The organism is Agarilytica rhodophyticola (assembly GCF_002157225.2).
In the GTDB taxonomy this organism is placed as follows: Bacteria; Pseudomonadota; Gammaproteobacteria; order Pseudomonadales; family Cellvibrionaceae; genus Agarilytica; species Agarilytica rhodophyticola.
Genome location: NZ_CP020038.1, coordinates 816,657 through 832,846, shown reverse-complemented (window position 1 = coordinate 832,846; position 16,190 = coordinate 816,657). Strand labels below are relative to the sequence as shown.

At 40.7% G+C, this 16,190-nt stretch carries 14 protein-coding genes; 6 read left to right on the top strand and 8 right to left on the bottom strand.

Annotation, left to right across the window (positions count from 1 at the left end; all coding sequences use genetic code 11):
- The first annotated feature begins 43 nt into the window (after positions 1-43).
- A complete protein-coding gene (locus BVC89_RS03575) occupies positions 44-316 on the top strand; it encodes a DUF6482 family protein (protein ID WP_086929889.1) in 273 nt (90 codons plus the stop codon).
- 21 nt (positions 317-337) lie between these two features.
- Here BVC89_RS03575 and BVC89_RS03570 read toward each other — a convergent pair whose 3' ends face one another.
- Positions 338-1,201, bottom strand: coding sequence for a hypothetical protein (locus BVC89_RS03570; RefSeq protein WP_086929888.1), 864 nt, complete (start codon positions 1,199-1,201; stop codon positions 338-340).
- Between the two features lie 131 nt (positions 1,202-1,332).
- Here BVC89_RS03570 and BVC89_RS03565 point away from each other — a divergent pair, with 131 nt between their 5' ends.
- Positions 1,333-2,193, top strand: coding sequence for an alpha/beta fold hydrolase (locus BVC89_RS03565; protein WP_158657766.1), 861 nt, complete (start codon positions 1,333-1,335; stop codon positions 2,191-2,193).
- Between the two features lie 113 nt (positions 2,194-2,306).
- Here the strand turns inward: BVC89_RS03565 and BVC89_RS03560 are convergent, their stop codons facing one another.
- From BVC89_RS03560 to BVC89_RS03540, 5 genes are all read right to left on the bottom strand, one after another.
- A complete protein-coding gene (locus tag BVC89_RS03560; RefSeq protein WP_086929886.1) occupies positions 2,307-3,860 on the bottom strand; it encodes a methyl-accepting chemotaxis protein in 1,554 nt (517 codons plus the stop codon).
- A 192-nt stretch (positions 3,861-4,052) separates the two neighbouring features.
- Positions 4,053-4,670: a 2OG-Fe(II) oxygenase gene (locus BVC89_RS03555; protein WP_086929885.1), complete on the bottom strand. Its 618-nt coding sequence runs from the start codon at positions 4,668-4,670 to the stop codon at positions 4,053-4,055.
- Positions 4,671-4,820: 150 nt separating this feature from the next.
- Positions 4,821-5,162 (bottom strand): 4a-hydroxytetrahydrobiopterin dehydratase, encoded by a 342-nt coding sequence (locus tag BVC89_RS03550; RefSeq protein ID WP_086929884.1) that lies wholly within the window; start codon positions 5,160-5,162, stop codon positions 4,821-4,823.
- A gap of 9 nt (positions 5,163-5,171) precedes the next feature.
- Positions 5,172-5,972, bottom strand: a complete 801-nt coding sequence (gene phhA / locus BVC89_RS03545; protein ID WP_086929883.1) for a phenylalanine 4-monooxygenase — start codon at positions 5,970-5,972, stop codon at positions 5,172-5,174.
- 225 nt (positions 5,973-6,197) lie between these two features.
- Positions 6,198-7,874: a methyl-accepting chemotaxis protein gene (locus BVC89_RS03540; RefSeq protein WP_086929882.1), complete on the bottom strand. Its 1,677-nt coding sequence runs from the start codon at positions 7,872-7,874 to the stop codon at positions 6,198-6,200.
- 296 nt (positions 7,875-8,170) lie between these two features.
- On the opposite strand from BVC89_RS03540, the gene BVC89_RS03535 reads away from it, so the two are divergent.
- Together BVC89_RS03535 and BVC89_RS03530 are read left to right on the top strand one after the other, a co-directional pair.
- Complete coding sequence (locus BVC89_RS03535) at positions 8,171-10,300, top strand: prolyl oligopeptidase family serine peptidase (protein WP_173780723.1); 2,130 nt, start codon at positions 8,171-8,173, stop codon at positions 10,298-10,300.
- A gap of 372 nt (positions 10,301-10,672) precedes the next feature.
- Entirely contained in the window at positions 10,673-11,017 is a 345-nt protein-coding gene (locus tag BVC89_RS03530; RefSeq protein WP_086929881.1) for a DUF3718 domain-containing protein, read from the top strand.
- A gap of 70 nt (positions 11,018-11,087) precedes the next feature.
- On the opposite strand, the gene rimO is transcribed toward BVC89_RS03530, so the two are convergent.
- Positions 11,088-12,461: a 30S ribosomal protein S12 methylthiotransferase RimO gene (gene rimO, locus BVC89_RS03525; protein ID WP_245929405.1), complete on the bottom strand. Its 1,374-nt coding sequence runs from the start codon at positions 12,459-12,461 to the stop codon at positions 11,088-11,090.
- Positions 12,462-12,691: 230 nt separating this feature from the next.
- On the opposite strand from rimO, the gene BVC89_RS03520 reads away from it, so the two are divergent.
- On the top strand, positions 12,692-13,468 hold the full coding sequence (locus BVC89_RS03520) for a methyltransferase domain-containing protein (protein ID WP_086929879.1): 777 nt from the start codon (positions 12,692-12,694) through the stop codon (positions 13,466-13,468).
- A 671-nt stretch (positions 13,469-14,139) separates the two neighbouring features.
- Entirely contained in the window at positions 14,140-14,796 is a 657-nt protein-coding gene (locus BVC89_RS03515) for a spondin domain-containing protein (RefSeq protein WP_158657765.1), read from the top strand.
- Between the two features lie 93 nt (positions 14,797-14,889).
- Here the strand turns inward: BVC89_RS03515 and BVC89_RS03510 are convergent, their stop codons facing one another.
- Positions 14,890-16,074 carry a glycine C-acetyltransferase gene (locus tag BVC89_RS03510; RefSeq protein ID WP_086929877.1) on the bottom strand — a complete coding sequence of 395 codons (1,185 nt, stop codon included), beginning with the start codon at positions 16,072-16,074 and terminating at the stop codon, positions 14,890-14,892.
- Positions 16,075-16,190: the final 116 nt, after the last annotated feature.

Here is a 16,190-nt window from a genome sequence, read left to right as displayed (position 1 = left end):
AAACCAAAAAGGTGAAAAAAAAACCCGTTATCTGAGGTGAAAAATGGTATTAAATATTGAGTCTCACGAAGGTAATATATATCTAGCCAATATTCAAAAACACTCACAAGGAGAAAAACACTACATTAGTGACAGTTCTGGCCTACCTGTAAAATTTCGTACGATTTCGCACATAAAAAAGCATTGTGAAAAGCAAACTTTTGAAAACGTATGGTTAATCCAAAATACACCATACGACGAAATGATTGGTTTAGAGAGTGCGACAGGGCCCACTCGTATGCCCCTGCATTGGGCGGTTGAAGCAGATGCTGAATAGCAAAATAAAAGCTAAAAGCGTTTATCTTTCGAGTTGGATAAAGTACTTCATGTAATCAAACTCTATGGATTGCGTAAATGGAGAATCAAAATAAAAGAAGCGCCGCCCTTTTAATTGCACAAAATTAATACTTTCTCGATAATGCTTTTCCCAAAGAGCTAATAAGGATCCATCATCGTAAGCACGCTGGAGGCCAACGGAAATTCTTTTTATGGCCTCTGTGTTGGACTTGTGCGTGTAATAGAAACGCGGCATGGGATAAAAAATCACCATGGCTCTATCAAGCGCTAGTCCTTCCATATCTTTATAATTATTATATTCATACATGACTTCATTAACACCGCGACAAAATAGGTGAATCCTCCCTGCCGCTGTCATCTTAAATAAACTTTCATACTCGGCTATTTCTGTCACCTTAAAGCCGTTATAACGTAATATTGCAACATCCGCCCAACTTTTACCCTGGCCATGTAAGAATTTTAGTAAATCGTCACTAGTTTTAACGTCGCTAAGCTGTTGTTGTATAGCATCGGGGATAAAACAAACACGATATCCAACCAAGCCTAAATGAATGGGAAAAGGAATATAACTTACATTGTAGTCGTACTCGAAATCCTTTTGGTAGCCAAAAGTACGAATGAGATTTGTATAGCGGTTTTGTCGCACACTCGCCTTGCTCCGCGCCTGATTCATTTTGGCAGCACCTTGCATCGAATAAGCACCAAAATCACTAACTGTTTTTTCCAAACTTAATCGCAACAGCTCGATTTCATAATCATGGCGGCGGTCATCATCGCTAACAGGGGTAACATGAGTGAAAACCATTTCAGCAAAAACTGATTTGGCCAACACCATAGACAGAATAAGATTAAAAATACATTTCATTAGATACCCAGCGATATTAGAGATCCTGGCCCCCTACAGGAAATCATAGGCTTAATAAAGCAATAAATCGTTAGCATGTTAAAATATAGCTCTGCCCTTAAAAGATACACAATTACGTTTATCAGAAAGATATGTCCATAACTTCTATAAAATTACTAATGAAGCAATATCTCCATGTAGCGCTATCTGTAGCTGCTAGTATATTTATCTCATCCTGCCAACACAATGGTGCAATAGCACTACATAATTTTACAAAGAAAAACGCACTCCACGGTGAAAGTATAGCAACCAGACAGCATGAGATTCTTATCTTAAGCTCGAAATCGTTATTTATCAAAGACGGCCAGTCATTGCATATCTATTTAGAAGGTGACGGTACTCCCTGGTTTCGAGGAATAGAGCCAAGCGAAAATCCCACTTCGAACTCATTTATAGCATTAAAGATGATGTTACAAGACAAGCACCCAAGCCTTTATCTCAATCGTCCATGTTATGGTTTTATTACATTACCAGATAATTGTAATAATGCTCTATGGACATCAGCGCGCTACTCTGCAGAAGTAATCAATGCAATGAGTGACGCATTAGATCAGATAAAGATCAGCACGAAAGCCAAGAACTTCACGCTTATAGGCCATAGTGGCGGTGCGAGCATTGCCATATTGCTTGCTAAAGAGCGCAAAGATATTGATAAAGTGATTACGATAGCTGGAAATTTAGACCATAAAGCATGGACTGAGCATTTCGGCTATGATCCCTTGTCCCATTCACAAAATCCAATAGACTACTTACCATTAGATAAGTCTATTAAGCGATGGCATCTATTTGGAGAACTGGATAAGGTTATCCCATTATCTATATTCGAAAAGGCGGCCGAAAAAGACAAACACGCCATAATCAAATATGAGAACTTTGATCATATTTGCTGTTGGCTTAAGGAATGGCCTAATATTATAAACAAAATCGTGAATGACGAAATACAAAATAGATAACATGTATAGTAAATAGGATGAAGCGTTAACTTATGACTAGATATAATATCATTATCTCATGCAGGAATAACGATCCTTTCAATTAATACATATCTATCGCTTACTAAGCAGCTCTAATCAATCTTATATTCCTGTATACACTCTCGTAACCTAGACGCCATATCAGATAAATTTTGGGTATATTGCGCAGAAGCTTCAGCATTAGCGAATGTGTTCTCAGCCTTGCTTTCAATACGAACAATATTTTCATTTATTTCATCGGCAACAGCAGTCTGCTGCTCTGCTGCAACGGCTATTTGATGGTTAATATTACTAAGGTTCTGCACGGAATTAATGATCGCTTTCAAGGCAGTTGCCATATTTTCAGCTTGTTCAACACCTTGCTCAGATCTTTGTTTACTATTTTCCATAGTCTCAACCGAAGCTTGAGTGGTATCTTGCAACGTGGAAATTAGCTTGTGGATTTCACTTGTCGCCTCCTGAGTCCTTTGGGCTAAAGTTCTCACCTCATCGGCAACAACAGCGAAGCCACGCCCCTGCTCACCAGCACGGGCAGCTTCAATGGCCGCATTTAATGCTAGTAAGTTAGTTTGTTCTGCAATTGTGCTAATAGTATCGGCAATGCCACCAATAGAATCTGAAGCCATGGCAAGCTTTTCAATATTTTCTGAAGCATCGCGAACTTCACTTGCTAGAGAGTGCGTCAGCTTCATACTCGCCTCTAGTAATTCGCTGCCATTTTTCGCTTCACTTTGCGCATTCGTAGCGACTGTCGCAGCCTCTTGTGTGTTCCTGGCAACCTCTTGTACCGTGGTCGCCATTTCATTCACGGCAGTAGAAACTTGAACAATTTCATTGCGCTGTATATTCATACTACTGCTATTTTCTTGCGTGGCAATCGCAAGCATTTCCAATTGGTTTTGCAGTTCCTGTTCTAGCTGATTAGTTTGCTCATTAACATGGACAAAACTCTCAATCATCTGGTTAAAGGCGCCGGCTGTCGAACCGATTTCATCTTGATCATCAATCTTAATACGCATTGTCAAATCTTTGCTTTCAATAATATTTTCTGAAGTAGATTTGATACCCTCTATTCTCTCAAAAAGATATTTCTTCAACATCCAAAAACCGATAACTGCAGCAACGATGGAGACTAAAAAGAATGAAATCACAATAATATATAAACTTTTTATCTTGCCATTAAAATCTTCTTCCAACACAAGCACAACTTCATGTGACTCACGGAGAAGCTTTATAGAACCGTCATAAAAATTATCCAGCAACTTTGGGGAGTTTGCAGAGGTGAGCTGCTGCGATACATTCTTAAACGAAATCCAACTGCGATCCACATCTTTCAGTTGGCTTACAAGCTCAGGGTCGGTGGCTGCCTCAAAGCCCAATTCTTTACTGCCATTTAGCATTCCGTATAGAACCTTCTCAAATTGATTTTTACTCTCTGTCAGCTCTGAGCTTTTATCTTTGCCGTTAAGGGTAAACATTATTTCTTTCGTCATTTTCTGCGAAAGCATTCGCTGACGACCCAACTGGTTTATAACGCTCATAGAATCTTTCGCTCCATCAATCCAGACATTGATGAATACAGCATTCATCAAAAGTAATGCTAGGAAGAAGCAAAATATTATCAATATACGCGTTTTTATACTCATTCTAATGCCTTGAGATTGTATGATAATAAGAGATATGTTGAATAAGTATAGAAGGTTTAAAACGTATTGCAGGCGCAGCAATACGCAAATGGGAATGATAGAAGCTGTTGGCGCCAATAGAATAAAATAATCTTTTTAATAACTTTAGGTACTACTAAGAGACCACGATTTACTAATTTACCTAAATAGAAGCTAATAATCTCTCACATGAAACCAACCGGCAATACTATAACGTTGCCGTGAGGCACTTAGAACTTCATGTGGAAATTCTTCGCTCAGGAAGATAGCAAGGGTACCAAACGCAGGGCAAACTCGACTTAACACTTGCTCTCCATCTTTAGCGTATAAAATCAGTTCGCCTCCCAGCTCACTTTGCCAATTTTTGTTAAGATACGTAACAACACTTAACTTACGATTTGTTTTACCCCTGAAAGCATCGAAATGTTTTTTGTAGAAATCACCAGGCTGATAAACTGCAAAGTGACTTTCAAAAGAAAACAACCCTAACATCAGGTGTCGATTAATCACTATTTTTAAGCCATCCACCCACTGCAACCAATGTTTTCCTGCATCGCTATCAGAATCAATCCATGCAATTGAATCACGCCGTATTTCACTATTTTTCCCATAGTCATTGGCTCGTCCAATGCCAGCTTGTGTAAATTGAGTGCTTGAACTTTGTAGGACTTCGTTGAGTAACTCTGTAGAAAGTTTTTCTGGCAATGCATTTTCACAAATACAAAAACCTTTTTCATATATTTCTTGTGCGATATATTCAAAAAGCTTGTTTTGGTCGGGGGAGCTTGGCATACAAATAGAATGGTATTACTTGATTTAAAATAAGAGTGTTAAGTAGGCTAAATAAGATTTAGTAAAACGTATACTACTATACGTTTTACTATTTTCTTTACGGCATATTAACTTGATTAATATTTGATATTACTACAAATAAAGTACGCGCTACTCATTCCACAATACATCAGTTTTAGCAGCGCAAATAAAATCGTTTTTATGCAAACCTTTAATAGAATGACTCCACCAAGTAACAGTCACTTTACCCCATTCGGTCAAGACGCTCGGATGATGACCTTCCGCTTCAGCAAGATCAAAAATCTTGTTGGAGAAAGCCATTGCTAGCTTAAAATTACGGAAGATGTACATTTTTTCCAGTTGCATAATGCCATCGCGAGTTTCTATATTCCAATCAGGAATCTCTTTAATTAGCTTTGCAAGTTCTGATTCGCTTACCCTAGGGGCGTCTGCGCGACAAGCTTCGCAGGATTGTTCTATAAGGTCGTTCATGTTCTCTCCTCAACTGGCATGTTTAGTTTTCGCAGGAAAAGTCGGCTCAAAAAGTCCGAGTGCTTTAGCTTTTTTTACTTCAGCCATAATATCCATATTAGCAATATCAAAGAGTTGTTCAATATTGTCTAATACATAGTAAATCGGCTGCATAATATCTATACGATAAGGCGTGCGTAGCACATCGGTAATGTTGAAAGCGCGCCGATCAACATTTTCATCGTTCATAGCATAATCTGTTTCACCTGGCGAAGATAGGATACCACCACCGTATATACGCAAGCCTTGTGCAGTTTTAAGTAAACCAAATTCAACTGTAAACCAGTATAAACGAGCCAAAAATACACGATCTTCTTTAGAAGCAGCATAGGCTAGTTCTCCATACTGCTGGGTAAAGTGAGCAAAAGCTTCATGTGTTAATAAAGGACAATGGCCAAAAACTTCGTGGAAAATATCTGGCTCTTGCAGATAATCTAACTCTTCTTTCGAACGAATAAAGGTGGCGACTGGAAACTGTTTGGATGCGAGTAGAGAGAAAAACTTATCAAATGAGATGAGTGCGGCAACACCTGCTGTTTTCCACCCTGTGGTATCGTATAAAACTTCATCCACCTCGCCTAATTGCGGAATTTTGTCTTTGGGTAGGTGCAACAAGTCAACACCGGCAAGATACTCATCACATGCAGCTCCAACGAGGATTTCTTTTTGTCTTCGGTAGAGAATCTGCCAAATCTGGTGTTCGTGCTCAGGATAGTCAATAAACCCCTCTTCATCGGGTTTACGCGCTGTATACTTTGACGACTTCGCCATTCAATTAACCTCCGATTCATCACCGGCAAAGTGATGGAGAATTAGCTCTTTTGGAGCTCGATTAAAACACGCTTTTGGTGTGTTTATAGGGCCTCTGAGGTCAGAGATATTTAAGAATAATTGACCCACAAAAAAGTTACAAGTGAAACTAGTAGATTGAGTTAGATAGATCTACTGGTTTCCTATCAGTAGTGAGCTTATTCCAAAATCCAAGATAAGTTAATATCAGACGGTAAATTTCTTAGAAACAGAATCGATATGTGATGAAAGCTGCGCAACTTCATCGAATTGCTGCTTAGTTGTTGTGCTACCTTCACCGATCTCCTCGGCAATGCTAGCTATCTCATTGATAGACTGGCTTATTTCGTTAACCACCACAGATTGCTCAGATGCAGCAGTTGCCATTAAGGTGTTCATTTCGGCGAGCTTTTCAATCGACGTGGTCGTAGACTCCACAAGCCCTTTTATTGCCTCCATGGCTTCATTCACCATCGTTTGGCTTTGTTCAGTGGATTTCATATCAGAGAGTGTGCGCCCACTGCTAATTTTGAGTTTTTCTAGAATTTGGCCGATTTCCACAGTACTCTCTTGAGATCTCTTAGCCAGCGAACGAACCTCATCGGCAACCACTGCAAAACCTCGTCCCTGCTCTCCGGCCCTCGCCGCTTCAATAGCCGCATTAAGTGCAAGTAGATTAGTTTGCTCCGATATACTTTCTATCACAGCCAACACACTACTGATTTCATCCACATTGCCGTCTAGCTCTTGCAAAGATGTATCAACATTAGTTAATACTTTGCTCAGATCGCCAATACAAGAATATGAGCGAGTCACCTCCTGCAATACCTGATTGATCTCGCTATTTACTGAAGTGGCGATCATACTGGTGTTTTCCGCATTTTTTGCAATATCAGAAGCAGTGGCGCTCATTTCTTCAACCGCAGATGCAACCATGATGGTGCTCTCTCGTTGCTGATCCACCTCCTGGCTGAGCTTGTTTTGTTTATCGTTGGCGGTGATAGCCACGGAGCTAAGCTGTTGGCTAGTGGTTTTTAATAAACCAATATCCTCGGCCATCTGAGATATCCAATGATTAAAACTCCGGGTAATACGATCTAGCTCAGTAATGCCATACATCGAGAGTTTTGCCGTTAAGTCACCCTCGCCTTTGCTAAGGTTTTCGATGGAATTTTCCAAACCCCGCAAGCCTGTTAGCAAGCTTCTTATGGCAAAAGAGCCGACGACAGCAACCACCACCAGAATCACACTTATAGTTGCCAAATTTCTACTTATAGCGCTCTCACGTGTTTCATTTAAGGAGTTGTCAACTTTAGTCAGCACGGAGTCAATCGAGTCAAAATAAATACCCGTACCAATGAATAGATTCCATTTATCAATACCTATGGCGTAGGAGTATTTCTCTGAGGGCTCACTTTCGTTTGGCTTTGGGAAATAATATTTATATACGCCAGAATTATTGCCTTTGGATAAGGCGATTAGATCACGGATAATATACTGTCCTTTTTTATCTTGCAGATCCCAGAAATTCTCGCCAACTCCATCGCCGCTTTTACCGAGTAATACTCTATCCGCTTGGTAGTTGTATCCGAATATATAACCAACACCCTGGTCATAGGTAAAGCGTTTCAATAACTCCAAAGCTTCTTCTTTACCGCTATCTCCAGGCATTTTGACGTAAGGATCAATAATATTACGAGCAGAATCCATCAGTGATATGAGACGACGACTCTCAATATCCATGATGGCTATTTCAACTTTAGAAGACAAAGAGTCATTCAACTTTGCCGATGTGCCAATAGCAATAACCACGACAGCAATAGAGATGATAATGATCGGGCCAAAGGATAATGCGTAAATTTGGTAGCGTAACGAGCGCAGCATATGGCTTCCTTGGAGCGTGTATCTAAAACGGTATTGTATTGACGAGATTAGTTCAGCTTAATAAAGCTGTCAAAGAAGCAGGTGACACCAATAACTACGCAAGCTTAGGGCACTCAAATCAATCTCCAATGTAATTTCGCCCAACCTTACTACTACCAAAGGGGTGTAAATATTCACTTTCATTAAACAAAGTTAATGAAATCGGAGTCTAATACGTTTATACATCGATACCATATAAAGAGTACTTCTACTAAGAGAAGTACCCAATAAATACTTTCACACTATAAGGATCAGATATGCGTATTTTCTTTTCTTATGTGACCGCGATTATGCTCTCATTACCTGCTTTTGCTGGTTTTAAGTACCCTGAGAGTAAAACGGTCGATCAGCAAGATAATTTTCACGGCACGGTCGTCAAAGACCCTTATCGGTGGTTAGAAGACGACGTGCGCAATTCAAAAGATGTGAGCGACTGGGTAGAGGCACAAAATAAAGTAACATTTTCGTATCTGTCGACCATTAAAGAGCGTGACCAGATTAAAAAGAGAATGAAAACGCTGTGGGACTTTGAAAAGTATGGTACCCCGTTTATCGCCGGCAACAAGTATTTTTATTTCAAAAATAACGGTTTACAAAACCAGAGTGTACTCTACTTTCAGGAGAGCTTAGATGCAAAGCCTCAACTTGCCCTAGACCCCAATACTTGGTCAAAAGATGGCACCGTGGCATTGGCACAAACTAAAGTGAGCCCGAACGGCCGCTACCTTGCCTATGGTATCCAAGACGGGGGCTCTGATTGGCGCACCTGGAAAGTAAAGGATTTAAAAACAGGAAAAATACTCAAAGATGAGCTGCAATGGCTAAAGTTTACCTCTGTCAGCTGGGATAGTGATAGTAAAGGTTTTTACTACTCGCGCTACCCAACGCCAGCTGAAGGGCAAAAATATCAGAGTTTGAATAAAAATCAAAAGGTTTACTATCATCGTTTGGGTAACGCACAGAAGAAAGATCGTCTAATATACGAGCGCCCAGACCAGCCAGCATGGGGCTTTAGTGCAGAAGTTACAGACGATGGCAATTATCTTCTCATTACTATCTGGCGCGGTACCGATGACCGTTATCGCCTCGTCTACTTTGACTTAAAGAAATCTCGTAAAAAGCCAATAGATCTTGTTACCGAATTCAAATATGACTTTTCATTGCTCGGCAACATAGACAATGTCTTTTATTTTCGCAGCACCCAAAATGCCCCCAAAGGTAAGGTGATCGCAATCGACCTTGAGCAACCAAAAGAGAGTGACTGGAAAACTATTATCCCTGAAGCGGAAGATGTACTCAGTTCCGCCAGTTGGGTGGGCAGCAATATTATTGCTCACTATTTAAAAGATGCACGCTCAGAAGTAAAAACCTACAGCCCCACAGGTAAATTCGTCAGCCACGTGGAGCTTCCTGGTATCGGCAGTGCCAGAGGCTTTGATGGTAGCCCCGATAAACAGGAAACCTTTTATTCTTTTTCTAGCTTTAATACACCTTCAGCGGTGTATCACTACGATGTTAAAAGTGGCAAAAGCAAGCTTTATAAAAAAGCCAGTACCGCCTTTAAGCCCAGTGATTACATTGTAAAACAAGAGTTTTACACATCTAAAGATGGCACACGGGTTCCCATGTTTATCACCCACAAAAAAGATATTAAACCTAACGGCCAACTACCTACGTTACTATATGGCTACGGCGGCTTTAATATTTCACTCACCCCACGTTTTTCCACCAGCAATTTAGCCTGGATGGAAATGGGAGGAGTCTACGTTGTTGCTAACTTGCGAGGCGGAGGCGAATATGGTGAAGCTTGGCATAAAGCAGGAACCAAACTACAAAAACAAAATGTATTTGATGACTTCATCGCGGCAGCTGAGCACCTTATCGCAAGTAAATACACCAACCCGAAAAAGCTTGCTATTTTCGGTGGCAGTAATGGCGGACTTCTGGTCGGCGCCTCGTCGGCACAACGTCCAGATTTATTCGCAGCTGCATTGCCTGCGGTAGGCGTTATGGATATGTTACGCTTCCACAAATTTACAGCGGGGCGCTTTTGGGTAGATGACTACGGATCAGCAGAAGATCCGCAGGAATTTAAAGCACTCTACGCCTACTCTCCTTACCACAATTTAAAACCGGGAATACAATACCCCGCCACCCTAGTTACCACAGCAGATACAGATGATCGTGTTGTTCCGGGTCATAGTTTTAAATATACAGCAGCGCTGCAAAAGGCCCATAAAGGCGACGTTCCTGTGATGATCCGAATCGAAACACGTGCGGGGCATGGTTCAGGTAAGCCTACAGAAAAAATCATCGAGGAATATGCAGACCGCTGGGCATTTTTGTTAAAAAACCTCGATATGACGCTACCCAAAAACTATCCGTAATTTAAAACACTCGTTTATTTTTTAAAAAACAATGACAGTAATATGTTATTACTGTCATTGTTTTATTACCGTTCTATATATCTAATATATAACTGAGATATGTCCTCATGTCACTCATCTGATGGCAGTATTCGTTTCGTCTCAGATATTACTCCCCACCGTTGGATTTCATCTCTTTACCGCAATTTGCCAACTTTTTTTATTTTATTACGTCAAAATATACACAACAAAAACATAAAGCAGCAAAAACTGTTCATGTTTATAAACATAAATACAGCAGCATAATATTAGCCACAAGCTGATAGCGAGAAATAAGTTGATATTTAAACCCATTTTTAAATTTATTAAGTATATTCATTAGAGGTAATAACAATGAAAAGCGTCGTATCACTAACAACTGGATTAATCACACTAGCCGTTTTATTCACAGCCAACGTCGCAAGCGCTGATCGTGCAAAAACTAAATATGTTTACCAAGGTGATGAAGAGGCACGGCCAATTTGTATGGCTATCGCGAAAAATCAAATGCGCCGTTTAAAACGTAACTTGGATAACAGAAAAGTTAGCACCTTCGATAATAAGGTACATACACGTTATAGTTGCAATGGCAAAGATTTAATAACTTTCGCCGAAGAGATAGGTGCAGAAAAAGCTCTACAATATCTTGCGAAGGTATCATCGAAAAAACAGGAAAAGCTAGAGTTAGTGAAACAGTAGAAAGTGGCGCTATCAAAAAATATTGAACAAGTAGTACGTCGATAATGGGGGCCTAGGCCCCTAAATCTTGTTACTCGACAAGACTGCCCCAAAGATCATACTCATCAGAGTGCTCAATCGATACATTAACGATATCGCCTGGCTGACAATTAAATTCATCGTTGAGATATACCAAACCATCAATTTCTGGGGCATCCCCCTGGGTTCGGCCAACAGCCCCTTCCTCATCCACTTCATCAATAATAACAGGCAAAACTTTACCGATTTTTTTACTGAGTTTAGCGGTGGAAATTTTCTGTTGCTTTTCCATAAAACGCTGCCAACGCTCTTGCTTGACTTCCTCGTCAACGGCACCAGGCAAATCATTAGCCGTCGCCCCGTCAACAGGTGAGTATTGAAAACACCCCACTCTATCTAACTGCGCTTCATCCAACCAATCTAACAGCAGATTAAAGTCATCTTCCGTTTCGCCTGGGAAACCGACAATAAATGTTGAACGCAATGTGATGTCAGGACATATCTCACGCCAGCGCTGGATACGCTCTAAAGTCTTTTCTTGGTGTGCAGGACGACGCATATTTTTCAAGACTGAATGACTCGCGTGCTGAAGTGGAATATCGAGATAGGGCAGGATTTTCCCCTGGGCCATAAGAGGGATAACATTATCCACATGGGGATAGGGATATACATAGTGCAAACGCACCCAAGCACCGAGTTCACTCATAGCATCGCACATTTCCAGCATACGAGATTTAACTGGACGACCTTGCCAAAAACCCGTGCGGTACTTTATATCCAAGCCATAGGCTGATGTATCTTGTGAAATAACCAGCAATTCTTTGGTACCGCTTTTTACCAAGCGCTCAGCCTCATCTAATACTTCACCCACAGGACGACTGGCTAGGTCGCCACGCAAAGATGGGATAATGCAAAAACTACAGCGATGATTACAACCCTCGCTTATCTTTAGATAAGCATAGTGGCGAGGCGTCAACTTAACGCCCTGTTCAGGAACCAAATCAATCAATGGGTTATGCTTTGCTCGAACAGGCGCTGGCGCATGCTGGTGTACCGCACTGACAACCTCTTCATATTGCTGAGGGCCAGTAACAGCGAGAACATTGGGGTGTACATCTAAAATAGAATCTTCGTCTTTACCCATACAACCGGTAACAATCACCTTGCCATTTTCGGCGATCGCCTCACCAATAGTATCTAGAGACTCTTGCTTGGCACTGTCGATAAAACCACAGGTATTAACAACTACAACATCAGCCCCTTCATAGGTTGGGGAAACCTCATAACCGTCCATTTTCAGCTGCGTTAGAATGCGCTCAGAGTCAACCAGAGCCTTAGGGCAACCAAGGCTAACAAAACCTACTTTCGCGCCGTCACTGTCGGCTCTAGGTTGAGAAGACTCGATAACTTTCGCTGGGGTTTCCATAGTGGTAGTTTGCTTCGGATCGAAGGTTTTTACAGTCATAGTATTCCGTAGTTGAATCGGCTGAAAAAAGTCGGCGGATTATACCCGAACTACCAAAAAGATACAGCCAAAGACGAATAAAAAACAACCACGCATAAAGGCATATAAATTGCCATTCTTAAAGCCTTTGACGACAAAGGTTTGTACCGCTATATTGCGCCGCTCATGCAGCGAGCAAAGTATCCATTTTCATGAACATGCAACACGATACCAGCGAAGACAAAAACTTTGATGACCTAGCCCATCATTTTAAAAACAAAGTTTACCAAGGTCTTAAAGGCCAAATTAGATTAGCGGTATTGGAACGTGACCTGCGCCCTCACCTGAACGATATAAAAACTATTATTGATGCTGGTGGGGGACAAGGCCAGTTTGCCCTACCCTTGGCTAAAGAAGGTCATCATGTTTCTCTGTGTGACATTTCACAAGAAATGCTCAAACTAGCGCAAAATACAGCATATGAGCAGGGGATAAAAAATATAAATTTTTTACATTGCTCACTCCAACAGTTAGATAAATATCTAAAAGAACCAGTTGATATACTACTGTGCCACGCAGTCCTTGAGTGGATGGCAAAGCCTGCAGAAGCTGTGGCTTATTTGAATAAAAATTTAAAGCCCGGTGGAATTTTGTCTCTGGCTTTTTTCAATATCAATTCCATCGTTTATAAAAACCTTTTACGAGGCAATTTTCGCAAAGTAGAATCTGGAAATTTTATTGGCCATAGCGGTAGTCTAACGCCAATAAATCCGCTACATATTGATGACGTGCTTGTGTGGTGTAAAAACAATGAATTAGATATTATTTCCCAGAGTGGAATTAGAGTATTCCATGACTATATAGCTAATCCTCGTATGCGTGAACATGCACCTGAAGCACTACTCGAAATGGAATTAAAGTTTTCTCAACAAGACCCTTTTCGTTCTCTTGGACGCTATATTCACCTTGTAGCTCGCAAACGAAAGTAAGCCAGTTATTAACTTGGCAGTTAAATATATCGCCCCTTAAATACAGCGCCGTTGTGTGAAACGGCTTGATTTTAAGTATCTCGCACGTGTCTGCCGACACGTAGCGGTACATCCATACACCGCCATTTCAAGCAGGCTATTTCTCTGCCTTCATAAAAGACTGATTCAGAAAAGACTGAAAACATTTAGCAAAAAATTTCATCTCCATAACCTTTTTACACAACAGCTTAATTAGAAATTATTTGCCCTATAAAAATATAACAAGAAAAACACAAAACTATCACAAAACTATTCTCTTTTTATCAAAACAATAAAAATCACTAAAACAATTGATCAATTAGATTTTCTTCATTGTTTTAATAAAAAATAAACAACATTAAAAAATCAGAGTAACCTAGACACAAACATGACAATTTTTTAATTTTTCAAAAATTAAGAATTATTAAAAAAATTAAAAATATTTAAAAAAATACTATTTTTTAAGTGAATTATTGAATTTTATAAAAGTAATTTTTCTTTTAACAAAAAAATAAAAATCGATATTTCTTTCAAAAAATAAAAAATAGGCGCGAATATATTAATGGCCGGGTATTTTTGGCATTTACTTTAGTGCATCATGATTAACACACACTTTAATTTTTAATAATTTTTTATAAATGCGGAAAATATTCATGAAGTTAAAAAACATTAGCATTCTTGCAGGTGGAATCTTTGGGCTTATTAGTGCTACATCGGCTTTTGCAAATGGCCCACAATATCAAGTTAAAGTCACCAATATTACTAAAGGTCAATCTTTCACGCCGATTCTAACTGTTGCACACTCATCTCCTGTTTCTCTTTTCACTCTTGGAGAACCGGCATCTGAAGAAATTGCAGCTATGGCTGAAGCAGGTAATATAGCACCATTGCGTACACTTGTTGAAGGCAGCTCAAGTGTATCCGATACAGCCTCGTCTCAGGGTTTGTTAGGGCCAGGCGAATCTACAGTTATGATGGTAACAGGTAGCTATAACGATATGCGTGTGAGTATGGCCGCTATGCTATTACCCACTAACGATACATTTATGGCAATCGACAGTGTGCGCGTACCTTATAACGGAAGTGTTGTTGCTTATGCTAAAGCTTATGACGCCGGCAGCGAGACAAACGATGAGTTATGTGCAAGTATTCCTGGACCATTATGTGGTGGCGAACCACTCTCACCTAATGATGACGGCGAAGGTTTTGTACACATTAGCTCAGGTATTCATGGTGTGGGTGATTTGGGCTCAGCAGCTTATGACTGGCGCGATGCAGTAGCGAAGGTTGAAATACAAATTATCTACTAGACGGAAATTAAAGACGCTCTAGTGCAAGATAAGCAGGGAGTGTTCTGGTAGTCAGAGCACTCCACAGACCAGCCTCGTTTAATAAGCGCTAAACTAAATAATATCCAGCTTACGTCCTATTCGAATAAAGGCCTCAATTGCAGTATCTAGCTGCTCTTTCTCTAAACCAGCACTCATTTGTGTCCTAATCCGCGCCTGCCCCTGAGGTACTACGGGATAGCTAAATGCGATCACATAGATCCCTTCTTTTAACAACTCTGCAGCAAATTTGCCAGCAAGGGATGCATCACCGATCATAACCGGAATAATAGGATGATCTTTACCTGCCAACGTAAAACCTGCGTCCTCCATTTTACTGCGAAAATACTCAGCGTTATCCCATAGCTTTTTGCGTAAAGCATCACCATTGGCTAAAAGATCCAATACTTTCACACTGGCGGCCGCAATACTTGGTGCCAGAGAGTTGGAAAAAAGGTAGGGCCTGGAACGTTGTCGCAACCAGTCCACAATCGGCTTTCTAGCTGAAGTGTAACCACCACTGGCGCCACCCAAAGCTTTGCCCAAGGTTCCTGTAATGATATCGACACGTCCCATCACCTGCTTGTACTCATGGCTGCCGCGTCCATTTTCACCTAAAAAACCTACGGCGTGGCTATCGTCCACCATAACTAAAGCGTCATAACGTTCAGCAAGGTCGCAGATCGCGTCTAAGTTAGCAATGACACCATCCATGGAAAAGACACCATCGGTCACAATCAAGCGGTAACGAGCTTCATGACTATCCTTAAGACATGCCTCCAACTCTGCCATATCGTTATTTGCGTAGCGCTTACGCTGAGCTTTACAAAGGCGGACGCCATCAATAATCGATGCATGATTGAGAGCATCCGAAATTACCACATCTTCCTTACCTAGGAGAGTTTCGAACAAACCACCGTTGGCATCAAAGCAGCTCGAATAAAGAATGGTGTCCTCCATTCCCAAAAACTCACTGAGCTTTCCTTCTAATGTCTTGTGAATACTCTGTGTTCCACAGATAAAACGCACAGATGCGGCTCCAAAACCATAGTCATCCATACCGTTTTTGGCAGCCTCAATAAGTTCTGGGGAATTGGCAAGACCCAGATAATTATTGGCACATAAGTTAATCACGTCTCCCTGCTCAGTAGTGATCACAGCACTTTGGGACGAAGATATAACACGCTCATCTTTGTATAACCCTTGATCGCGCAATGAAGATAGTTCTTCAGGTAGTTTTTCCAGCAATAATTTCGACACTTAATACTCCACACACTGTAACAATTGGGACATTTTTGACACGCTAACAACGTGCGATAGCCCAAGTTCTAATCTCAACTTTAATGATTATAACGAAGTATAAAGCCTTATCCGTA